Annotated in this window: 24 protein-coding genes; 20 read left to right on the top strand and 4 right to left on the bottom strand. The window is 37.3% G+C overall.

The annotated features are described in order from the left end of the window. Positions 1–60 precede the first annotated feature (60 nt). Together pdxR and lplA are read left to right on the top strand one after the other, a co-directional pair. Positions 61–1467, top strand: a complete 1407-nt coding sequence (pdxR, locus tag JG537_RS04720; protein ID WP_132869691.1) for a MocR-like pyridoxine biosynthesis transcription factor PdxR — start codon at positions 61–63, stop codon at positions 1465–1467. A 70-nt stretch (positions 1468–1537) separates the two neighbouring features. Beyond that, the gene (lplA, locus tag JG537_RS04715; RefSeq protein ID WP_132869690.1) at positions 1538–2527 is read left to right on the top strand and encodes a lipoate--protein ligase; all 990 of its coding nucleotides are present in this window, start codon (positions 1538–1540) and stop codon (positions 2525–2527) included. A gap of 44 nt (positions 2528–2571) precedes the next feature. On the opposite strand, the gene JG537_RS04710 is transcribed toward lplA, so the two are convergent. After that, positions 2572–3153 (bottom strand): hypothetical protein, encoded by a 582-nt coding sequence (locus JG537_RS04710; protein ID WP_132869689.1) that lies wholly within the window; start codon positions 3151–3153, stop codon positions 2572–2574. Positions 3154–3205: 52 nt separating this feature from the next. Continuing rightward, complete coding sequence (locus tag JG537_RS04705) at positions 3206–3514, bottom strand: DUF898 family protein (RefSeq protein ID WP_132870065.1); 309 nt, start codon at positions 3512–3514, stop codon at positions 3206–3208. Positions 3515–3645: 131 nt separating this feature from the next. On the opposite strand from JG537_RS04705, the gene JG537_RS04700 reads away from it, so the two are divergent. From JG537_RS04700 to JG537_RS09745, 3 genes are all read left to right on the top strand, one after another. Next, positions 3646–4176, top strand: coding sequence for a pyridoxamine 5'-phosphate oxidase family protein (locus tag JG537_RS04700; RefSeq protein ID WP_343068228.1), 531 nt, complete (start codon positions 3646–3648; stop codon positions 4174–4176). A 129-nt stretch (positions 4177–4305) separates the two neighbouring features. Continuing rightward, on the top strand, positions 4306–5295 hold the full coding sequence (locus JG537_RS04695) for an MATE family efflux transporter (protein WP_246454311.1): 990 nt from the start codon (positions 4306–4308) through the stop codon (positions 5293–5295). A 35-nt stretch (positions 5296–5330) separates the two neighbouring features. Continuing rightward, a complete protein-coding gene (locus JG537_RS09745; protein ID WP_246454309.1) occupies positions 5331–5669 on the top strand; it encodes an MATE family efflux transporter in 339 nt (112 codons plus the stop codon). A gap of 38 nt (positions 5670–5707) precedes the next feature. Here JG537_RS09745 and JG537_RS04690 read toward each other — a convergent pair whose 3' ends face one another. Both JG537_RS04690 and JG537_RS04685 read right to left on the bottom strand, forming a co-directional pair. After that, on the bottom strand, positions 5708–6490 hold the full coding sequence (locus JG537_RS04690; RefSeq protein ID WP_199544019.1) for a protein-ADP-ribose hydrolase: 783 nt from the start codon (positions 6488–6490) through the stop codon (positions 5708–5710). A gap of 122 nt (positions 6491–6612) precedes the next feature. After that, on the bottom strand, positions 6613–6873 hold the full coding sequence (locus JG537_RS04685; protein ID WP_039696933.1) for a metal-sensitive transcriptional regulator: 261 nt from the start codon (positions 6871–6873) through the stop codon (positions 6613–6615). Positions 6874–7045: 172 nt separating this feature from the next. On the opposite strand from JG537_RS04685, the gene JG537_RS09740 reads away from it, so the two are divergent. The 15 genes from JG537_RS09740 to JG537_RS04610 all read left to right on the top strand — a co-directional run bounded on the left by JG537_RS09740 (position 7046) and on the right by JG537_RS04610 (position 23102). Then, positions 7046–7345 (top strand): rhodanese-like domain-containing protein, encoded by a 300-nt coding sequence (locus JG537_RS09740; RefSeq protein WP_199544018.1) that lies wholly within the window; start codon positions 7046–7048, stop codon positions 7343–7345. After that, complete coding sequence (locus JG537_RS04675) at positions 7342–8997, top strand: FAD-dependent oxidoreductase (protein WP_199544017.1); 1656 nt, start codon at positions 7342–7344, stop codon at positions 8995–8997. Before JG537_RS09740 ends, JG537_RS04675 begins: the two co-directional genes overlap by 4 nt. Further along, positions 8990–9292, top strand: a complete 303-nt coding sequence (locus JG537_RS04670) for a rhodanese-like domain-containing protein (protein WP_132869080.1) — start codon at positions 8990–8992, stop codon at positions 9290–9292. Before JG537_RS04675 ends, JG537_RS04670 begins: the two co-directional genes overlap by 8 nt. Positions 9293–9367: 75 nt before the next feature. After that, a complete protein-coding gene (locus JG537_RS04665) occupies positions 9368–10018 on the top strand; it encodes an HD domain-containing protein (protein WP_132869081.1) in 651 nt (216 codons plus the stop codon). 15 nt (positions 10019–10033) lie between these two features. After that, complete coding sequence (locus JG537_RS04660) at positions 10034–10501, top strand: GNAT family N-acetyltransferase (protein ID WP_132869082.1); 468 nt, start codon at positions 10034–10036, stop codon at positions 10499–10501. Positions 10502–10717: 216 nt separating this feature from the next. Then, positions 10718–12280 carry a glutamine-hydrolyzing GMP synthase gene (guaA, locus tag JG537_RS04655; protein ID WP_132869083.1) on the top strand — a complete coding sequence of 521 codons (1563 nt, stop codon included), beginning with the start codon at positions 10718–10720 and terminating at the stop codon, positions 12278–12280. 230 nt (positions 12281–12510) lie between these two features. Next, the gene (locus JG537_RS04650; RefSeq protein WP_132869084.1) at positions 12511–12996 is read left to right on the top strand and encodes an NUDIX hydrolase; all 486 of its coding nucleotides are present in this window, start codon (positions 12511–12513) and stop codon (positions 12994–12996) included. A gap of 127 nt (positions 12997–13123) precedes the next feature. After that, on the top strand, positions 13124–13585 hold the full coding sequence (locus JG537_RS09735) for a LytTR family DNA-binding domain-containing protein (RefSeq protein ID WP_132869085.1): 462 nt from the start codon (positions 13124–13126) through the stop codon (positions 13583–13585). After that, positions 13582–14316 carry a LiaF transmembrane domain-containing protein gene (locus JG537_RS04640; protein ID WP_246454307.1) on the top strand — a complete coding sequence of 245 codons (735 nt, stop codon included), beginning with the start codon at positions 13582–13584 and terminating at the stop codon, positions 14314–14316. Before JG537_RS09735 ends, JG537_RS04640 begins: the two co-directional genes overlap by 4 nt. A gap of 146 nt (positions 14317–14462) precedes the next feature. Continuing rightward, a complete protein-coding gene (locus JG537_RS04635; protein ID WP_199544016.1) occupies positions 14463–15230 on the top strand; it encodes a CPBP family intramembrane glutamic endopeptidase in 768 nt (255 codons plus the stop codon). Between the two features lie 27 nt (positions 15231–15257). After that, positions 15258–15998 (top strand): alpha/beta fold hydrolase, encoded by a 741-nt coding sequence (locus tag JG537_RS09730; RefSeq protein WP_246454305.1) that lies wholly within the window; start codon positions 15258–15260, stop codon positions 15996–15998. 81 nt (positions 15999–16079) lie between these two features. Continuing rightward, a complete protein-coding gene (locus JG537_RS04625) occupies positions 16080–16901 on the top strand; it encodes a CPBP family glutamic-type intramembrane protease (RefSeq protein WP_199544015.1) in 822 nt (273 codons plus the stop codon). Positions 16902–16920: 19 nt separating this feature from the next. Next, a complete protein-coding gene (locus JG537_RS04620; protein WP_199544014.1) occupies positions 16921–17592 on the top strand; it encodes a methyltransferase family protein in 672 nt (223 codons plus the stop codon). A gap of 219 nt (positions 17593–17811) precedes the next feature. Next, positions 17812–18708 carry a helix-turn-helix domain-containing protein gene (locus JG537_RS04615; RefSeq protein ID WP_132869350.1) on the top strand — a complete coding sequence of 299 codons (897 nt, stop codon included), beginning with the start codon at positions 17812–17814 and terminating at the stop codon, positions 18706–18708. A 53-nt stretch (positions 18709–18761) separates the two neighbouring features. Further along, a complete protein-coding gene (locus tag JG537_RS04610) occupies positions 18762–23102 on the top strand; it encodes a glycoside hydrolase family 70 protein (protein ID WP_199544012.1) in 4341 nt (1446 codons plus the stop codon). Positions 23103–23300: the final 198 nt, after the last annotated feature.

The raw sequence follows: 23300 nt of genomic DNA, 5'->3' as shown, positions 1-23300 counted from the left end.
ATGTGGTATAATAAAAAGTACCAGTATTTAAAAATTTTTAGGTGCCACTTTGGAGGTAATATGATTCATCTTGATCGCAGTGCAGGTAGCAGTCCCCTGTACCAGCAAATCTATCAGCAAGTAAAATCAGATATTTTGCAGGGCTATTTACCACCAGCTGAGAGACTTTTAGGGACTCGAACTTTAGCTAAAATGCTTGGAGTTAGCCGTAATACCATTGATCGAGCATACATGCAGCTAACTTTGGAAGGATATATTGAAAGTCGTCAAAATGCTGGCTTTTATGTTTTAAAATTGCCCAAAGCCTTTCAATCAGAAAAAGGTGTTAATGACATTCTTCCTAGCAAGGAAGCTTGTTCAAATGATGATCACATTGTTTATGACTTAACAAATAGTAGTCATACCAATAATTTGTTTCCAAAAAAAGTTTGGAAAAAGCATTATTTACAAGCGCTTGATGAATTGGATAAAGCAGAGCAATTATCAACTTTGCAGCCATTTCAGGGAGAATATAAGCTGAGAAAGGAAATCAGTCGATACTTGGAACGTATCCGCGGGGTGAAATGCCACCCTAATCAAATTATCATCACCAGTGGTTTGCAGCAGTCATTAGATTATATCTGTCAGTTCCTAGGAAATACGCAAAAAAGCGTCTTGATGGAAGATCCAAGCTATCCTAAGGCGCGTGAAATTTTTAAGAAAAACGCCTATCCAATCGTGACGGCAGAAGTTGATGAGAAGGGTTTGGACTTGACTAAGGTTGAAAGGAGTTCGGAGATTGAGATGATTTACACCACACCATCGCATCAATTTCCACTGGGGATGATTATGCCAATTTCTAGGCGTCAGGAGCTGCTAGCTTTTGCCAAGGAAAAGAATTCCTTTATCATTGAAGACGATTATGATAGTGAACTTCGCTATTACCAACGTCCAATCCCTGCTTTAAAATCCATTGACTACCTTGATCGCGTGATTTACCTTGGGACTTTTTCAAAAATCTTGTCACCGTCATTTCGGATGGGCTACATGGTTTTACCTGAGCAATTCACGGAAGCTTTCTTGGATAAATTTAAACTTTACAATAGTACGGTGAATTTGTTGAATCAAATTGCGCTGGCTAATATTTTATCTAGTGGCGATTATGACCGCTTGGTTCGCAAAATGAATCATGTCTTCAAAAAACGTTATGAAGCATTTAAAAAGGAATTCGAGCAATTTAAGGCTCCAATTAAACTATCTTCAAATGTTAGTGGACAATATTTTCTGTTGACTTTTCCAGATAAAATCAATCAGTGTGATGTCATTAAACGTGCTGAAAAAGAAGGTGTCCGAGTTTATGATACTATGCAATTTTGGCAAGAAAAAGCGACTTGCCCCCAGGAAAGTCTCTTTCTTGGGTTTAGTAAGATTGACTTGGAAGATATTCCAGATTGTGTTAAGAGATTGAGAAAAGCTTGGGAGAATTAGTGAGCAAATTAAAAGACGCAGGTCTGTGATTCTGATATACTAAGCTTAATGAAAATGAAGGAGCTTTCATATGAAGTATATCGTCAACAAGTCCCACAACCCAGCTTACAATATTGCCTTGGAAGCTTACGCTTTTCGTGAATTACAAGATGAAGATGAGATTTTTATTCTCTGGATCAATGAACCAACGATTGTGATTGGCAAACACCAAAATGCTATCGAAGAAATTAATAAAGCCTATACAGATGAGCATGGTATTCATGTGGTTCGTCGTTTATCAGGTGGCGGAGCAGTATACCATGACCTTAATAATTTGAACTACACCATTATTTCTAATAAAACCCAAGAAGGTGCCTTTGATTTTAAGACCTTCTCACAACCTGTCATTGAAACCCTTGCTGATCTTGGTGTGACAGCGACCTTCACTGGAAGAAATGACCTTGAAATCGATGGCAAAAAGTTTTGTGGCAATGCACAAGCTTATTACAAAGGTCGCATGATGCATCATGGTTGTTTGCTTTTTGATGTTGATATGACAGTGCTTAGCAATGCCCTTCAAGTTTCAAAAGATAAAATTGAATCAAAAGGGGTTAAGTCAGTTCGTGCGCGTGTGACTAACATTTTGAATGAATTACCCGAAAAAATCACAGTCGAAGACTTTTCGGATAAACTGTTAGCTAAAATGAAAGAATCTTATCCAGAAATGACCGAATATGTCTTTTCAGAAGAAGAATTAGTAGCCATTCAAACCTTAGCAGACCAGAAATTTGCAACTTGGGATTGGAATTTTGGCAAATCGCCAGATTATACTATTAAACGCTCAGTTCGCTATCCAGCTGGTAAGATTACAAGCTACGTCAAAGTTGAAAAATCGATGATTACAGGTCTTAAAATTTATGGTGATTTCTTTGGCATCAAAGATGTTTCAGATATTGAAGAAAAACTTATCGGCCTACGCTATGAATACCAAGATGTCCTAGAAAAACTCCAAACCATAGACACCACACAATATTTCACTAATATCACCCCGCAAGAAATTGCAAAAGCAGTGGTGGAGTGAAAAAAAGAAAAGCACTTTACGTATAACGTAAGGTGCTTTTGAAATTAGTTTCCGTAACTATTAACGGTATATTTGCTTCCATTCATTGAAGGTAAAGTAACTTCTTTACCCCAAGTACTTTCGTATGATGTTAGCCCTTCTGCTGTACCGTAGAAAGTGACATTATCATCCTCAGCAATAACATCACTGTATTCATATGATGATAGTTCAACAAGAACAACTTTATCGTAATCTTCATCCATAGCTAAACGGAAGTTATAGTAAGAACCATCTTTAAGAGTTTGAAGTACTTTACCTGTAATTTGTACTTTTTTCCCATACTCTAATTGGTCATGGTTCCATGTGTTAAAATCAGGAACTTCATATTCAGCAGGATTAAATTCAGAGCTAGAGCTGTAGCTGTATGAAGAACTTGATGAGTAACTTGAGCTGTAGCTGTAATCATCGTCTTCATCATCGTAGTCGTAATCCTCCTCATCATCACTTGAACTAGTTGTGACTACTGTATCATCTGCTTTTTCTTTATCAGATTTTGCATTTAAAGCTACAATACCAGCTGTGAATAAAATGATTCCTAAGATAATCATGACTAACTTAGCAATTGTCTTGTCATTTTTCTTTTCCAATTTATAACTCCTATCAGCTTTTAACGTGGTTCAGTTTTTGCACGTTTTTTAATTAATCCAAATGATGTGTATGCTTAGTAATCCATTGTTGCAATTTAATATTAAGCCAGAATGAGTAAATACCAAGCGTGATGACTGTTAAAATTAGCCATTTAATCCAATTTCCAAATAGCTGCATAGCTGTACCATCAAAGTAAAGACGGTGTCCGTCGATGACAGTGTGTTTGACCTTCCAATTGATCATAATGCAAATTCCCCATGGGGCACAAATACCAAGTGTTAAAATGGTAATCAAACTTGCAATAATGCTGTGTCCAATATAACTTAGCAAACCGCCGTCAAAATAGCTTTCGTGTTTCAAAAAAAATCTCCTTTGTAAAAAGTTGTGAAAACGATATTAGTTTAGCATATTGATTAGTGCCGTGCAACACATAATGAAAAAATATTGAAAATTTCATTTTTCATTATGAAGAATAAGATTATTTTGCTATAATGTTGAAAAAAGAGAATGGTGGTTTGATTATGCCTGAGATGAGACGACGTGACCGTGAAGTGAGAGATTTAGCAGAAATTAAAGCTATTATTGAAAAAAATATGATTTTGCACCTAGGTCTTTTTGATGAGGAATTTCCTTATGTTGTTCCTTTACATTATGGATATGAATTTAAAGAAGAAAATCATCAGTTTATTTTTTATATGCACGGCGCAAAACAAGGCCATAAGATTGATTTAATCCATCAAAATCCAAATGTTTGTATCCAAATTGAAGGTGAAGTCATACCAGATTATGACCACGATATTCCATGTAAGTACGGTGCTTTCTTTACCTCTTTTATTGGACGTGGAAAAGCGGAGCTTTTGGAGGATTCTGAACAAAAAGCTTATGCCTTGAATCAACTCATGCAACACCAAACTGGTAAAATGTTTGACTTTACCGAAAAAATGACAAATTCAGTTGCAGTGATTAAAGTTGTCATAGATTATTACACAGCTAAAGCGAAGAAAATGAAATCCGCAAAATAATGAAAAACAGCTAAACCAATGTTTAGTTGTTTTTTATGAAAAGATACAGAAAAATTAAAAAAGCTCTTGACTTTGAGTAGGCTCCAAGGTGTACTATTAATAGTAGCAATTCAAAAATAGGAGGAAAGAATGGACAGTTTTTCGGATAAGGCTCTAGAGAAGAATTATTTTTTTAGTAATCGTGATTTAACCAAACTTTTTATTCCTTTAATCATTGAGCAGGGCTTAGAATTTTTGGTTGGTCTTATTGCCTCAATCATGGTTTCAAGAGTTGGAGAAGCAGCTGTGTCGGGAGTTTCTTTGGTAGAATTCTTGATGGCTCTTTTTATTAGTATTTTTGCGGCATTTGCGACTGGTGGCGGGATTGTAGCAGGTCAATATTTGGGTGACCGTGATACTAAAAATGCCAACAAAGCTGTCAATCAGCTAGTCAAATTTACTTTATTTTTCAGTTTAGGGATTACGGTTTTGATTTTTGCGATTAAACCTTTTATTTTGAGTCATTTATTTGGGTCAATTACACCTGAAGTTCACGCGCAAGCTGATCGTTACTTTAATATCGTAGCTCTTTCGACTCCCTTTATTGCTCTTTATAACTCAGGCGCAGCCATTTTCAGAACCTTAAATAAATCTCGCTTACCGATGAATATTATGTTAGTCATGAATGGCTTGAACATTGTCATGGGCGTTAGCTTGATTTACGGTTGTGGTTGGGGTGTTGAAGGAGTAGCTGTTCCAATTCTTCTTTCCCGTGTTGGTGCCATGCTTTTGGTTTTGTGGTTTGCACATCATATCAAGTCAGACTTGACTTTGGGGAATTTCTTAAAAGAAAAAGTCGACTGGCAGATGATCAAAAAAGTTCTTGGTATTGGACTACCATTTGGTTTTGAAAATGGTATGTTTTTCCTTGGACGATTGATTGTTTTATCAGTTGTTTCCCTTTTTGGAACCGCAGCTATCGCCGCAAATTCAGTTGGTGGAACCATAATCATGTTCCAGGGATTACCTGGTATTTCTATTGTTTTAGGCTTAGCAGTTGTGATTTCAAAATGTGTTGGTGCTGGGGATTACGAACAAGCTGAGTATTATAAGCGTAAAGTAGCCGTATTATTCATTTAGCTAACGCTTCATTTTCAGTTGTTGTGATTGCTTTGATGCCTTTATTAATGAAGATTTATGACTTATCAGACCAAGCTACTCATTATGTTTGGATTATTGTGCTTGCTCATGGTATTTTGGTTAGTATTTTCTGGAATTCAGGTTATGTTTTGCCGGTTGTCTTTCGTAGTGCTGGAGATGCTAATTTTCCAATGGTTATCGGAATCGCCTCAATGCTTTTAGTACGCGTTGTATGTGCTTATCTGTTATCGATTAATTTTGGTATGGGAATGCTTGGAACTTGGGTAGCAATGTTCTTAGACTGGTTTGTAAAAGGTATCATCTATGAAATTCGCTATCGAAAAGGTACTTGGAAAAATTATAAATTAGTTTGATAAAAAAAGAGCTGGGATTTTATCCCAGTTCTTTTAGTTTAATGAAGTAATTCTTGATAGATAGCTGCTTCGTCATCTTCAGTAACATTGAAAATGATTTTTTTGACATATTTGCTTTGATCTAAAAAGGCTTTAACAGTATTAACAGCGATTTTAGCCGCTTCTTCATTGATGAAATGATTGTCATGATTAGTCGCAAGAGAAGAAAGTGCAACGGATTCTAATTGGTTTTTCTCAGCTAATGTTAAGCAAGACAGATAACTTTGGGCTAACAAATCTTTATCTTCAGGTGTGAGGTGTTCATTGATAGCAGGACCAACGGTGTGAAGAATAAAGTTAGCAGGCAGATTGTAACCTGGCGTGATTTTAGCACTACCAATTGGTTCATCATGCCCTTGGTCTTTCATCAAGTTGTAGCATTCTAAACGTAATTGAACACCTGCATAGGTGTGGATAGTATTATCAGTACACTCGTGAAGAGGTTGGAAACAACCGAGCATTTGTTGAGTGGCTGTATTGACAATAGCATCAACCTGAAGTCGTGAAATATCCCCTTTCCAGATGTACAAACGCTCATCAGTCATAAGTGGTTGTAAGTGATTTAAAAAGACGACCACCCGTTCGGCTTTTTTCAATTGAAGATAATCATTTTGCATGATTAAAAAACGAGTTGAGACAGCCATTGGCGGTCTGACATTAAGAAGAGCACGCAAGAGAGTTTCTTGTCCAGGTAAGTCATCTGGAACATCGATGGCTTTAAATTGCGGATTCTCCATAATAAGGTAATCTAACAGGAAGCTTACCATTTCTTTCTTAGTCATATGGACTCCTTACTAATTTTAAAATCGCTTTCTCAAATTTTAGTATATCACCTTTTTAAGGAATTCGCATCAAGAAAAAAATATTCTGACTCAAGCAGATAAAAAAATAAGAGCTAAGGCTCTTATTTTTTTATAATCAAGTCGATAGCCTTGGCCAGATTTTCTTCTTGTTGTATAGGGTCTTTGACAGGTTCTTCAATGACTTGATTGATTTTATTTCCGATGACGATACCGATAGTACGATTGATACTTGAACGAACTGCAGTTAGTTGTGTCACAATGTCGATACATTCTTGGTCTTCGTCAATCATTTTTTGAATACCACGAAGTTGTCCTTCAGCACGTTTTAAACGGTTGATAATATCTTTTTTGTCTGTTTTCATGAGGCCTCCTTTATGTTTTTTATTATACCGGTGGTAGGTATATTTGTCAAATGCAAGACCTTTTCGTTGACAGAATAAAAAGAGCTATGGTATTATCTTAGTATACCTATAGGGGTATCTAAAAGAAAGGAGAAAAAGGCTTATTTTTCTTAATAAATTATTTTCTCAATCAGTGAGAACAGTTACTACGAGTGAATTAGAGTCTGTTTTACAAGATAAATCAACAACCTTGCTTGATGTTCGAACAGCTCAAGAATACACCGGGGGGCATATTAAAGGAGCACGACTTTTCCCGCTTGACAGAATTCATACCTACGAGGGTAAAAAAGAAAGTCCTGTTTACCTAATCTGTCACTCAGGAGCACGTAGCAAACGCGCTGCGAAACTCTTGAAAAAGAAAGGTTATGATGCCATTCCAGTTAAAGGTGGCATGCTTGCTTGGCAAGGAAAAACAATTGGAGGTAACAAATGAGTAAAATTTTGATTGTCGGTGGTGTAGCTGGGGGCATGTCTGCTGCAACACGTCTTCGTCGTTTGATGGAAGATGCTGAAATTATTGTTTTTGATAAAGGGCCTTATGTGTCTTTTGCTAACTGTGGGCTACCTTTTCATGTTTCTGGAGAAATTGCAGAGCGTGATAACTTGCTAGTTCAAACACCAGAACGTTTGAAAGTACGTTTTAATATTGATGTTCGTCCAGAATCAGAAGTATTGTCAGTTGATGCTGACAAGAAAGAAATTACAGTTCGTCATGAAGACAAAGTTTACACAGAATCATATGACAAACTAATCTTGTCACCAGGTGCTAAACCATTTGTGCCACAAATGGAAGGTTTAGACAGTGCTGATAATGTATTTGTACTTCGCAATATTCCAGATTTGGATAAAATCATGGCAGCTTTATCTGATGTACAATCAGGAAATGCAACAGTTATTGGTGCTGGCTTTATCGGTCTTGAAATGGCAGAAAGCCTAGCCAAAAAAGGTTTGAAAGTGACAATCGTTGAAAAAGCGCCGCACGTTTTACCGCCACTTGATGAAGAAATGGCTGCTTTTGTTAAGAACGAATTAATACGCAACGGTATTACAGTCTACACCAATCAATCAGCTAAAGCGTTTAAAGATAATGGGAAAACTATTATTCTTGAAAATGGTAGTGAATTAACATCAGATATTACGATTATGTCTGTTGGGGTTCAACCAGAATCAAGCTTAGCAAAAGAAGCAGGTCTTGAACTTGGTCTTCGTGGTGGTATTTTGGTTAATGAAAACTACCAAACAAGCAATCCATATATTTACGCTGTTGGTGATGCCATTATTGTTAAACAAGAAATCACTGGTCAAGATGCGCTTATTTCTCTAGCTAGCCCAGCAAACCGTCAAGGTCGTCAAGTAGCTGATAATATTGCTGGGATTGCTCGCCAAAATAAAGGTAGCATTGGAACAGCTATTGTTCGTGTCTTTGATTTAGCAGCTGCTTCAACAGGACTTAGCGAGCGTATTGCTCGTCAAAACTTTGATGATGTTGCTGTTGTTCACACAAATAACAAAGATCATGCTGGTTACTATCCTGGTGCGATAGATGTTGTCCTAAAACTAATTTTTAATAAGAAAACTGGTGTTATCTATGGAGCACAAGCAGTCGGTCAAAAAGGTGTCGACAAACGTATTGACATACTAGCTACAGCTATCAAGGCTGGTTTGACAGTTGCAGACCTTCCAGAACTCGAATTTACTTATGCCCCACCATTTGGAGCAGCTAAAGACCCTGTAAACATGGCTGGATATGCTGCCCTTAATATTATTGAAGGGGTTAGTGAGTCTGTTCAGTGGTATGAATTAGCTGATGAATTAGCAAAAGGTAAGGTCTTCCTTGATGTTCGTACTAAAGCAGAAGTTGCCAGAGGTCATATTGCCAATGGTATTAACATACCACTAGATGAATTACGTGACCGTTTATCAGAACTGGATCCAAACCAAGAGTACATTATCAGTTGTCACAGTGGTCTTCGTTCTTACATCGGCGAACGTATTTTGAAACAACATGGCTTTAAAGTAGAAAATCTTGATGGTGCTTATCACCTATACAGTACTGTCAAACCAGAGGAGATTAAACATGGTTAAATACATTAGTCCAAAACAATTGCATGATGCATTAAATAATAATGAACCGTTAAACATTATTGATGTTCGTGAGAAAATGGAATTTGCAATGGGACATGTACCTACAGCAGTCAATCTTCCCTTGAGTGAATTTGTATCTGGCTACCAAGCGCTTGATAAAGATAAAACATACCATATCATTTGCCAAAGTGGTGCCCGTTCAGAACAAGCCTGCTTTTTTCTAGATGACCAAGGCTATAAAGTGGTAAATGTTGATGGCGGCACATCAGCGTGGCCAGGAGCATTAGAATACTAATAGAACATTTTCTTTAAACATCTTCCTATTTTTTAGCAGGGCAAATTTGTCCTGCTTTTATGATATAATCATTTTATGACTGATAAAAATGATATTTTACAAAGGGCTGAAAAGCTTGTTTATGATAAATTGCATGCTGAATCTAGTGGACATGACTGGTGGCATGCGGTTCGTGTGAGAAATACAGCGCGTGAATTAGCCGAAAAAGAAGGAGCAGATAGCTTTATCTGTCAGTTGACTGCTTTGGTGCATGATATGGCTGATGAAAAGTTAAATGATGATCCTAAGCAAGCTCTAGCTAATTTAAAAGCTTGGCTCGTTGAGCGGCAACTTTCTCAAGCAGACGTCGAACACGTTATTCAAATCATCAATACCATGTCTTTTAAAGGAGATGGAAGCAGTATTCCAGCAACTTTAGAAGGAAAAGTTGTGCAAGATGCTGACCGTTTGGATGCTATTGGTGCGATTGGTATTGCGCGTTGCATGGCTTATTCAGGAAGTAAAGGCCGTCCTATTCATGACCCCAGCATGACTGCCCGTGAACATTTGACTGCTGAGGAGTATCGTAATGGCAAGGACACAGCAATCATGCATTTTTATGAAAAATTGCTTAAACTTAAAGACTTGATGAACACAAGCCACGCTAGAAAAATGGCTGAGCACCGCCACGCTGTTTTGGAAGAATTCTTAAAAGAATTCTACGCAGAATGGGACGGTAAGTTGTAAGAAGGAGAGACTGATATGACGATTAGACGAGCAAAAGAAAGTGATATATCAAAACTGATTGATTTACTAGAGCAAGTTCTCTTGGTGCACCATAAGGTTAGACCTGATTTATTCCAAGAAAAGGGTGTCAAATATACGGAAGCCCAATTAGCTGAGTTGATAGCTGATGATAATCGTCCGATTTTTGTCTATGAAGACGAAAAGGGACAAGTTCTTGGGCATATGTTTACCGTTATCGAGCAATCGTCAGCGCCAAAAGTGCCACGAAAGACACTTTTTATTGATGACTTGTGTGTGGATGAGGCTGCGCGTGGGCAAAAAATCGGTGAGCAGTTATATCAGTTTGCCTTGCAGTATGCCAAAGAGATTGGTTGTTACAACTTAACGTTGAATGTCTGGAGTGCTAATAAATCAGCAGTTCGTTTCTATGAACGCCAAGGCATGACACCGCAAGAAACACGCATGGAACAGATTATTGATTAAAAATAGAAGTCACGAGAAATCGTGGCTTTTTAGCAGCTGAAATTTCTAAAATCAAGTGCAGAAATCGCTTTATCTGATTATATAATTATGAGAATAGTTGTTAAATTGCTAATTTTAATTAGATACCGAAAATCTACTGCTAAATGCTAGAAATTATGCTACAATTAAAGGGAACACTGTTAGCCAAAGGGGCTGACGTTAATAGAAAGGGTAATAATGACTGACAAATCTACTTTGAACGATGTTCAAAAAATCATTGTTCTTGACTATGGTAGCCAGTACAACCAATTGATTGCTCGTCGTATCCGTGAATTTGGTGTTTTCTCTGAACTACGAAGCCACAAAATCACAGCAGACGAAGTTCGTGCAATTAACCCAATTGGTATCGTACTTTCAGGTGGTCCAAATTCAGTTTATGCTGACAATGCTTTTGGTATTGATGAAGAAATTTTTGAATTGGGTATTCCGATTCTAGGTATCTGTTATGGTATGCAATTGTTGACTGACAAACTTGGTGGTAAAGTTGTTCCAGCCGGTCAAACTGGTCACAGTGAATACGGTCAATCAACACTTCGTTTGCAAGCAAAATCAGAACTTTTTGCTGAAACACCAGAAGAACAAACTGTTTTGATGAGCCATGGTGATGCCGTTACTGAAATTCCTGCAGGCTTCCATTTGGTTGGGGACTCTGCTGATTGCCCTTACGCAGCAATTGAAAATACTGAGAAAAACATCTATGGTATCCAATTCCACCCAGAAGTTCGTCACTCAGTATATGGTAACGATATTTTACGTAACTTTGCTTTCCGCATCTGTGGTGCTAAAGGTGATTGGTCAATGGATAACTTCATTGATTTGCAAATTAATGAAATCCGTCAAAAAGTTGGTGATCGTAAAGTTCTTTTGGGACTTTCAGGTGGGGTTGACTCATCAGTAGTTGGTGTTCTTTTACAACGCGCTATCGGTGATCAATTGACATGTATCTTCGTTGACCACGGTCTTCTTCGTAAAGGAGAAGGTGACCAAGTTATGAACATGCTTGGTGGTAAATTCGGATTGAACATCATTCGTGTCGATGCTTCAAAACGTTTCTTGGACCTTCTTGCTGGTGTTGATGACCCAGAGAAAAAACGTAAAATCATCGGTAATGAATTTGTCAGTGTATTTGACGACGAAGCAAGCAAACTTAAAGGTGTTGACTTCTTAGCCCAAGGTACTCTTTACACAGACGTTATCGAATCAGGTACAGATACTGCCCAAACAATCAAATCACACCATAACGTTGGTGGTCTTCCAGAAGACATGCAATTTGAATTGATTGAACCACTTAATACACTTTTCAAAGACGAAGTTCGTGCGCTTGGTACAGCACTTGGTATGCCAGATGAAATCGTTTGGCGCCAACCATTCCCAGGACCAGGACTTGCTATCCGTGTGATGGGTGAAATCACAGCAGAACGTCTTGAAACAGTTCGTGAATCTGATGCTATCCTTCGTGAAGAAATTGCTAAAGCTGGTCTTGACCGTGATATCTGGCAATACTTCACAGTTAACACAGGTGTTCGCTCAGTTGGTGTTATGGGTGATGGACGTACTTACGATTACACAATCGCAATCCGTGCAATCACATCAATCGACGGTATGACAGCAGACTTTGCACGTATCCCATGGGATGTTCTTCAAAAAATCTCTGTTCGTATCGTAAATGAAGTTGACCACGTTAACCGCATCGTCTACGATATTACAAGTAAACCACCAGCAACAGTTGAGTGGGAGTAGTACTAGATTTTTAGCGACGAAGTCGCAAAAAAAGTCTTTAGTACTACCCCTGTGATAGCTGTCTCAGAGCAAGGAGCGAAAGCGACGATGTGATGAGGTTGCTGAGAGGTGAATAATATAACCACTTAGAAGAAAATCTTCTAGGTGGTTTTTTAGTTGAATTTATCAAATCAAGTGGTATAATATCAAAGCTTATTAACAGTATTTGTCTGGAATAAAGGAGGTTTGAAATGGAACTTTGGGATGCTTATGATGCGCATTTGAATGTTATCGGTGGTCAAGTTTTGGTTCGTGGGAAAAAGATTCCAAAGGGTGTTTATCATTTGGTGAGTGAAGTTATCGTGAGGCATCAAGATGGGACTTATTTGCTAACTCAGAGAGATTCAAGAAAAAATCTTGGTGGTATGTGGGAAGCGACTGCTGGTGGTTCAGCTTTGCAAGATGAAAGTCCTTTAGAGTGTGCCAAACGCGAATTGCGTGAAGAGACAGGAATCGTGACAGATGATTTTGTTGAAGTAGGGCGCGTCTTACACCAAAGGCATCAAACTTATTATGTCAATTATCTTTGTCATACAGACGTCGATAAGGATAGTATTGTTTTACAAGAAGGTGAAACCTCTGCTTATAAATGGGTGACTTGTGATGAATTGCGTGGCATGTCTCGAGAGGAACTAGCCACGCAGAGAATACAGAACTTTATCGAAGAATTGAGCTAACCAAATCTGGTTAGCTTTTTCCTTTGTTTTCAATTACCTTTCATCACCAAAAATTAACCTCTTGTCCCAAACTATTGCTAATTAATAGCAAGTGTGTTTTACTATAATCAAAAGGAGGGTTGGAGGAGTGAAAATCACCATTGATGTCGATGATTCTCTGGAGCAAGATTACATTACCATTCATTGTAAAGAGTTGACAGATGATATCTTGGAGCTGCAAAAGACTTTGGTCAGTCAATCTTCTGGCAGCCTTCGTTTATCGGCTTTTCAAGATGATGTTGAGCATTTCTTAGAGCTTAAGTCCATTATTTTCATGGAATCTGATGGTAACTACATTCTGATACACACGTCAACGGACATTTACAAAACAAGGCGAAAATTATATGAATTGGAAGAACTTCTTCCAAGGGATTTTATCAGGGTATCGAAATCAACTATCGTTAATACCGTCAGGATTTCTGGCATAAAGAAGAATATTACTGGTGCTAGTGAGATATCCTTTACTCATTCTACTAAAAGAGCGTATGCATCAAGAAATTATATTAAGGCATTAATTGAAATTATGGACGAAAAGAGGTTGAAGAGATGAAAAAACATAGAATTAATTCAATTATTACTGGATTATTATTGATTTTATTTGCTGTGATGTTATTACTTAATAAAATGGGAGTATTGTCTGAATTTCCGTCATTGAAGTTTATGATGAAAATTGCTTTGATAGTCATTTTAGCTTACTTCATCATTGTGAATGGTATCGGTAAAAGAAGTTTTCTTGGTGTGACATTCCCACTTGGTATTATTGCTTGTTTATTCTCTGATTTGCTTGGGATTGGTATGGTATCTCCGTTTATCATCATTTTGGTTTCTATTTTGATTGGAGTTGGTCTTTCTATGATTTTTGGTAAGAAGGTATATGTTCGTCATGATTTTGGAGGCAAGTACATCTATAGTAATATTTCAGATTCTAAGGAATATTCGGATGCTGACGGGACATTTACAGTAGACAATAGTCTTGGTGAAAGAACAGCTTATATGTCTGTGAATGATTTAAGACATGGTAAAATTGAAAATGCCCTAGGTAGTTTGATTGTTTATCTTAATGGCACAAGTTTAGATGAATCGGGTGCTACGATTGATATCGATAATGGTCTAGGTAAACTGCAAGTTTACGTTCCAAAAGAATTTAGAGTATCAGTCAATATTGATAATGGTCTCGGTACCGTTAACACGCATGGTAATCCAGCAACAGATGAAACATTGCCATTGTTGAAACTCAACATTGATAATGGTCTCGGTACAACAGATATTTATTTTGAATAGAATATATAGCCTAAAGCCTTAAAGAATTTCTTTGAGGCTTTTTGATTTCTTTCTTGAAATGCATTTTCAGGTAACGTATAATAAAAATGTTTTGAAAATTTAATGAAAATAGTTGTGGCAGCGACACTTAGAATCAGGAGATAACGATGATATATAAGCTACCAAGAATGAAAGTGCTTATTTTAACTTTGTTAATGGCTTTTATGGAGCTCTCAGCCCTACCTGCAGCTTTTTTAGGTCAAATAACTTTTAAAGATATTAATCCTATGTATTTTACATTGATGCTAAATTTTATTCTAGCCTTGCTTATTTGCTGGTTGTGCCAAAAATTTTGGATTAAATCATTGAAGTTTGGTTTACAAAAATCAGGTCTTTTTTCAGGTTTACAAAGATTTGGCTTACCAGCTGTGATTGCGACGCTAGCTGTAGCAATTACTTTTTGCATTGGCTTAGCACCATTTGATAATCAACCGTCCTTTTGGCGTGTTTTAGTTGAAGGGATTATTTATTATATTGGTGTGGCCGTTGTAGAAGAAGTGTATTTGAGAGGGTTATTGCAAAATCTTTTAGAAAATTGTTTTGAAAATAGCAAGAACGCAGCATTATATGCTATTTTGATTACCTCTTTTTTGTTTGGTTTTGGTCATATATTTGGGGCACTTGGACAACCACTTGGAACAGTTATTTGTAAAACTGTCTGGGCAATGGCTCTTGGTGTTTATCTTGGAAGTGTCTATGTTAAGACGCGTAACCTTTGGCTGCCAATCATTTTACACTTTGTCATTGATTTATGCGGTATTCCTTTCTGTTTTTCAACAAGTAATCAGTATCCACAAATTGCCTTGATAACGTCGCTTGTTGCCTATGTTTTGTTAGGTATTTATGGCTTATTGCTCTTGAAAAATAAAGATTAAAAAGTTAGGGAAAGAAGTGAATGGCGAATGTATATCCATGAATTTGGTAATCCTGAACATCCTAAGGTAATCCTCTTAGCACCGATGATGATATCTGGTGAGAATTTGTATCAGTTGATGAAACCTTATTTGAAAGGTGATTATTGCATTATCGCACCTGACCAAGGTGGTCATGGTAAAGCAGGACGTTATATTAGCGCTGATGATGAATATCGGCAATTGAAAGATTATCTTGTCGAAAAAGAATATTTCGATATTAAGTTAGTTTACGGTGCTTCGCTTGGTGTAGCTGTTGGATGGCGATTATTTAATGACCAATGCTTCATAATTGAGCACGCTTGGTTTGATGGAGTTGCTTTGAAGAAAAATGCTTGGCTGTTAGAAAATATCACGCGCCTTCTTTTCAGACAAAAGAAAAGAGCACTAAAAAAATCTGGCGCAGCAGCATCACAATCTCTTATTAGAATGTATGGTAATGATTTGGCTGAGTTGATGACGAAAAATTTTGATAGAATTACCAACCAGGAAATCGATGCTATTTGCCACGCTTGTTGCCATTATGATTTACATCTGTTAACAGCAGAACAACAAAGCAAACTTCATTTAGAATATGGCGAGAAAGATTTTGATCTCGGCGTTTCTAAAAAAGCTTTTAAAAAATATCTTCCAAAAGTTGATGTGGTTATTCGAAAAGGCTACCCACATTGTGGTTATTTTGCGGATAATACGGCAGCCTATGTGACAGAATTAGAAGCATTTATAAAATAAAAAAATCTTTTACTCAATTTGGGTAAAAGATTTTTAAATATGATATGATAACTATAATTAATAATCACGATGAAGAGAATTATGAAAAAAGAAAATATGAAATTAAATAGAGTATGGCTATCATTTTTGATATATTTGCTGTTTTTTTGGCTAGGTAGTCTAATACTTAATCAAAAACAGCTTGTTTGGCTTCTTTTAGAGTTTTATGTTCTTGTGATTGATAGCTTTATTCTTTGGAAATACTATCGTTACTTGCAGCCTAAGCACTTGATTATTTCTGGCGGGCTTTGTGGCTTGTATATTTTGTCAGAACTGATTCATCTAACACCTTTGTCGATATTTAATATCGTCCTTGTCTTTTTATCGGCTTGTGCTGTGATGGGTGTTTTTGCTCAAAAAACAAAGGGAGCCTTGAAATGGTTTAAGGGAAATTCTGGCCAAAGTGTAGCAACCAGTATTGGTATTGGCATATTTGTTGGACTCATTTGGGGTGCTATTAATTGTTTGTTGATGTTAGGAAGTAATCCCCTTCAGCCATCCAGCGTTTTTAAAGCCTTTTTGCTTTCCTTGAGTCCTGCTATTATTGAAGAAATTGCATATCGGACTGCTTTTTATGCTTTTTGTTTATCCATGGTATCTGGTCAGAAGTTGCAGTCGAAAGGACAAGAATTGACAGCTTATGTTATGATGACTATTCCGCATATTTTACCCCATACAGTGGAGTGTTTTAAAAATGGCTTTTTATCTGGTCTGCTTGAATGGCTGATATCGGTTGTTTTATATCTTCTCATTTTTGGTCTAGTTTTTGCCTTTCTGCAGAGAAAACGAGATATTGCATCAGCCATGGTTGCACATGGTACAATTGACTTTATGCGCTTTTGTTTATTTGGATTGCCTATTTGAGTTGAATGAGGTGAGATAAATGAGTAAAAAACTTTTTATTCAGGCTATTAGCAAATTTTTATTAGGATTTTTGCTTGTCGCTATGCTTTTATTTCTTTCAGCGGGGAGCTTACGTTTTTGGAATGCTTGGCTGTTGTTAGCCATTCTCTTTATCCCAATGTTTGTCGCAGGGCTAGTCATGATATTTCTTAATCCAAGCTTGCTTCAAAAGCGGTTAGATGCTAAAGAAAGTGAAGAAGAGCAGCAGTCAGTTATAAAATGGAGTGCGCTCATGTTTCTGTTGGCTTTTTTGTTAGCAGGTTTTAGTTTTCGCTTTAATTGGATGCGGTTATCCCCTAGTGTTAGTTACTATGCATCAGTCGTTTTTCTTCTAGCCTATGGCTTATATGCTGAGGTTTTGCGTGAAAATACTTACCTAGCTCGGACGATTGGGGTTCAAGAAGGGCAGAAGGTGGTTGATACTGGCTTATACGGTATTATTCGTCACCCTATGTATGGGGCTACTTTATTGCTATTTTTATCTATGGGACTTGTCTTAGGTTCTCTTTTGTCATTTATAATCTTGCTTTTTTACATTCCCCTCATTGTCAAGCGTATTCGAAATGAAGAAGTTGTACTTGAAAAGTATTTAAAAGGCTATCAGGACTATCAAGAAAAAGTTCGTTATCGTTTGATTCCGTTTATTTGGTAAAGTCATTTCATTTTTTGAAATGGCTTTTTTATTTATTGACTACCTTTTCACTAAAAATAATTTCAATTATCAAAGTAATGTTTTGCAATGATGCAAAAATCGAATGATAATTGTAACTTTTCTGAAATTTTCTTGAAAACATACAAAAAATATCTTTTCATAAACCTAAAAATGGAGTAATATAGATGATGTTCTATTTTTTATGGAAAGGGATACATCATGGAAAATAATTTTGGAAAATGCTTTAAGCTTTTGAGAGAATCAAAAGGCTTATCGCAAAAGGAAATAGCTGGGGAGGTTATTTCCATCGCGCAGTTATCACGTTTTGAACGTGGTGTTAGTAATATTAACGCTGATACGCTTTATCAGTGTTTGGAGAATATGAATGTCTCTATTGCAGAATTTCAGTGTGTTTGTAGGAATTACTTACAAAATCAAACACTGCTTTTTCAAGATGAAGTGGCTAAGGCTTACATTGAAAAAAATACACTAACCCTAAAACACTATCTAGTCAAATGTCAGCAACTTGAAGCTTCATCACCAAACCAAAAATTTTACAAACTCAATACAATCATTGTCAAAGCTGTTTTGCAGCAGTGTGACAAGAAAGAAAAGGTCGCAAAAAAGGACGTTCAATTCTTGGTAGATTACCTGTTTTCAGTTGAAGAATGGGGGCGTTATGAGCTCTGGCTTTTCACTTACAGTGCCTCATTGATGACAAGTAACTTGGTTGAAACTTTTGCTTGTGAAATGATTAACCGCACGCAGTTCTATCAAGAAATTCCTGAAAATCGCCGCCTGGTCAATCAGATGTTGTTCAATGTGATTAACGTTTGTATTGAAAGAAGTCGCTTTTCCTTAGCCTTTAAACTGCTGAATTACGCTGATAATTTGAAAAAAGATGAAACCGATTTGTTCATTCGCAATGCTATTAAGTACTGCAGAGGTTATTACTTGTTTAAAACAGGGAATTTATCAGGTCTTCAGACAATGGAAAAATGCGCAGAAATCATGATGTTTCTTGAATGTCATAGCATTGCACAGCAAATGTTAGACAGAATTTCAGAATTGAAAGCCGAAACATCACATATGCAAAAAGAATTAACCCATTTGTAATTTCGAGTAAACTATTCGTGTAGTCTTTTTATGGAATTTATTTAGGAGGATTTATGGAAAACAAGATTCGCTATAAGCTACACAAAGTTAAAAAACAATGGGTAACCATTGCTGTTGCAAGTTTCGTATTAGTTGGAGCAGTTGCAGGAGCTGCTACTACAACACATACTGTTTCTGCCGATGAAACAAATGCTGTTGCAGTTACAAGAGGCAGTGATACGCCAGCAACTAGTGCAAGTAGTAGTCAGACAGAAACTTCTGCCACAACTACAGAAGCACAAGAAGCAATAGCAGAAGCTTCATCAACAGAAGAAACAGTAGTTGCCGATGATTCACAAAAAACAACAGATGCTACAGCTGCAAAAGCTGATGACAAGGCTACAGAAAGCTCAGTTACAGAAGCATCATCTGAAGAAACAACTAAACCTTCAGAAGCTACTTCAACAGAAACAAGTGAAACTTCTGAAACTAACCCATCAGATGATTCACACAAAGCTACTGACGAAGAAGTGCGTGATGACAAAACAAACAAAGCAGCAGAAGCAACAGACGCTGAAAAAGCAGCTGTTGACCAATTGAGCTTGGATAACATCAAAAAAATTGATGGTAAATACTACTATGTTCAAGAAGATGGTACAGTTAAGAAAAACTTTGCAATCACTGTAAATGGTCAATTGCTTTACTTTGATGCTGAAACAGGTGCTTTGTCATCTACATCAACATACTCATTTACAGAAGGATTGACAGATCTTGTCGATAACTTCTCAAAAAATAACCAAGCTTACGATTCAACAGAAAAAAGCTTTGAATTGGTTGATGGTTATTTAACAGCTAATTCTTGGTATCGTCCTACTAAAGTTTTGGAAAATGGTGAAAACTGGGTAGATTCAACAGAAGAAACATTCCGTCCATTGGTAATGGCATGGTGGCCTGATGTTGATACACAAGTGAACTACCTTAACCATATGTCTGAATACTTTGGTTTGGATAAAAAATATTCTGCTGAAGATGGTCAAGCTAGCTTGAACGTAGCTGCAGAAGCTATTCAAATTAAAATTGAACAAGAAATCACACGTCGTGGTAACGCTGAATGGTTGCGTGAAATCATTGCTTCATTTGTTTCAACACAAGATAAATGGAACATGAACTCAGAAGATCGTGACACTGACCACTTGCAAGGTGGTGCCCTTCTTTACGTTAACAGTGACTTAACTGAATGGGCTAATTCAGACTACCGTCTTCTTAACCGCGCACCTACTTATCAAAATGGTCAAACAAATTACCACAAAGCTGACCGTACAGGTGGTTATGACTTCTTGCTTGCAAACGACGTTGATAACTCAAACCCAGTCGTTCAAGCTGAACAATTGAACCAACTTTACTACCTTATGAACTGGGGTAAAGTCGTCTTTGGTGATGCTGACGCTAACTTTGATGGTGTTCGTGTCGATGCCGTAGATAACGTCGATGCTGACCTTCTACAACTTTACACAGACTTGTTCGAAGCAGCTTACGGTGTTAACAAAACAGAAGCACAAGCACTTGCTCACATTTCTATCCTTGAAGCTTGGAGCTTTAACGACCCTGATTACAACCACGATACAAATGGTGCAGCACTTGCTATCGATAACGGTCTTCGTATGGCATTCCTTGATGCTTTGACTCGTCCAGAAGGTAGCCGTACTAGCCTAGAATCATTGATTCACAATGATCTTGGTATGACTGACCGTACTGTAGATAGCGCTTATGGTGATACAATGCCATCATATGCCTTTGTTCGTGCACACGATAGTGAAGTACAAGGTATTATCGCATCAATCATCGCTGGTAAAATCAATCCTAAAACAGATGGTTTCACATTCACACTTGATGAATTGAAACAAGCCTTCGAAATTTATAACGCTGATATGAACAGCGTTCATAAACAATACACTCACTTCAATATCCCAGCAGCATACGCTTTGCTTTTGACAAATATGGAATCTGTTCCACGTGTTTACTATGGTGACTTGTTCACTGATAATGGTCAATACATGGCAGTTAAATCTCCATACTATGATCAAATCACAGCTCTTCTTAAATCACGTATTAAATACGCAGCTGGTGGTCAAGCAATGAACGTTCAATACCCTGATGGCGCTAACGGTGGCGTTTTGACATCAGTTCGTTTTGGTAAAGGTATCATGACAGCTGAACAAAAAGCAACTGACGAATCTGTTCCAACTTCAGGTATTGTGACAATCATTTCTAACAATCCAAACCTTAAATTGAATAGCTCTGATAAAATTGCTGTCCAAGTTGGTATTGCCCACGCAGGTCAATACTACCGTCCATTGCTTTCACCAACTGATAACGGATTACAAGCTTACCTTAACGATTCTGATACTGATATCACTAAATTGGTTGACGAAAACGGATTTATCTACTTCACAGGTGATGAAATCAAAGGCTTCCAAACAGTTGATATGAACGGTTTCCTTACTGTTTGGGTACCAGTTGGTGCATCTGCTGACCAAGATATCCGTGTGAAAGCAAGCACAGAAGCTAAAGAAGAAGGCAAATTAACTTACGAAACTTCAGCAGCTCTTGATTCACAAGTAATCTTTGAAGGATTCTCAAACTTCCAAGACTTTGTTCAAGACCCTTCACAATACACTAACAAAGTCATTGCTGAAAATGCTGATTTGTTCGAATCATGGGGTATCACATCATTTGAATTGGCACCACAATACGTGTCATCAACTGATGGTACATTCCTTGACTCAATCATTCAAAATGGTTATGCCTTCAGCGACCGTTATGACTTGGCAATGAGCAAAAACAATAAATACGGTTCAGCAGAAGACCTTAGAAATGCTATCAAAGCCCTTCACTCTAAAGGTATTCAAGTCATTGCTGACTGGGTTCCAGACCAAATTTACGCTCTTCCAGGTGAAGAAATCGTAACAGCAACACGTGTTAACGACTACGGTGAAGAACGCGAAGGTGCTCAAATTAAGAACAAACCTTATGCCGCAAACACTAAAAGTAGTGGTAAAGACTATCAAGCACAATACGGTGGTGAATTCTTAGAATACCTTCAAGAAAAATACCCATCAATCTTTGAACGTGTTATGATTTCTAACGGTAAGAAAATCGATCCATCAACTAAGATTAAAGTTTGGAAAGCTGAATACTTCAACGGAACAAACATTCTTGGCAAAGGTTCTGATTACGTTCTTAACGATCAAGCAACAGGTACATACTTCACTGTTAACGAAAACGGCGCATTCCTTCCAAAACAAATGACATCAGATTCAGCTCAAACTGGTTTCTACTATGATGGTAAAGGGATGACTTACTACTCAACAAGTGGTTACCAAGCTAAATCTTCATTCGTTCTTTACAACGGAAACCATTACTACTTTGACGAAGATGGTCACATGGTAACTGGTATGCGTGAAATCGACGGTCAAACTTATTACTTCTTGCCAAATGGTATTGAAATTCGTGACGCTATCTACGAAGATGCAGAAGGAAACCAATACTACTTCGGTAAAACAGGTAGCCGTTATGAAGGTGGTCATTACTATGCCTTCAACACAACTGAAACAGTTGATGGTGTTGCCAAAACTGTAACTAACTGGCGTTACTTCGGTAAAGACGGTATTATGGCGCGTGGTCTTGTTAAAATCGGTGAAGATTACCAATACTACGATGAAAATGGTAACCAAGTTAAAGGTCAACTTGTTAAAGACAAAGATGGTAATACACGTTACTTCAAAGGTGACTCAGGTGCAATGGTTGCTTCTGAATTCGCTCTTATCAATGGTGGATGGTATTACTTCAACGAAGATGGTGTAGCGGTTAAAGGTGCTCAAACTATTAATGGTCAACAATTGTACTTCGATGAAAATGGTGTCCAAGCCAAAGGTATCTTTGTGACAAATGAAGATGGTACACGTAGTTACTACGATGCCAAATCTGGTGAAAAATTTGTTGGTGACTTCTTCACAACAGGTGATAATCACTGGTACTATGCTGACGAAAATGGTAACTTGGCAACAGGTTCACAAGTTATCCGTGGTCAAAAACTTTACTTTGCTGAAGATGGTCTTCAAGCTAAAGGTGTCTTTGTGACAGACGCTGAAGGAAACCGTCACTTTTACGATCCAGATTCAGGTGATCTTGCCACAAATAAATTTATCGCTGACGGTGACAATTGGTATTACTTTGACGAAAATGGTCAAGTGGTAACTGGTGACCAAGAAATCAACGGTCAAACATTGCATTTTGATGAAAATGGTGTTCAAACTAAAGGCGGATTTGCTACAGACGCCGAAGGTCACAAACACTATTATGATGCAAAAACTGGTGACTTGGAAGATGAAGATGTAGCTTTTGTAGAAGCTTAATCACTCATTAATAAAGTTTAGTATTTAAATACTAGTTTAGTTAAAAAAGCAATAACTCCATAAAAGAAGCTATCAAATCTAGTGATGTGCGTGCTAGTATTTGGTAGCTTTTTTATGCTTAAAACTTTAAGTTTAGCTAGTATTGGTGTATAATTTTGGTGAAGAAAGATAGATTAGTATTGAAATACTAAGATAAAT

This window comes from Streptococcus vicugnae, from assembly GCF_016461705.1.
GTDB classification, from domain to species: domain Bacteria; phylum Bacillota; class Bacilli; order Lactobacillales; family Streptococcaceae; genus Streptococcus; species Streptococcus vicugnae.
Note: the sequence above shows the minus strand (reverse complement) of the source record. Positions and strands in the feature narration are given on the sequence as shown.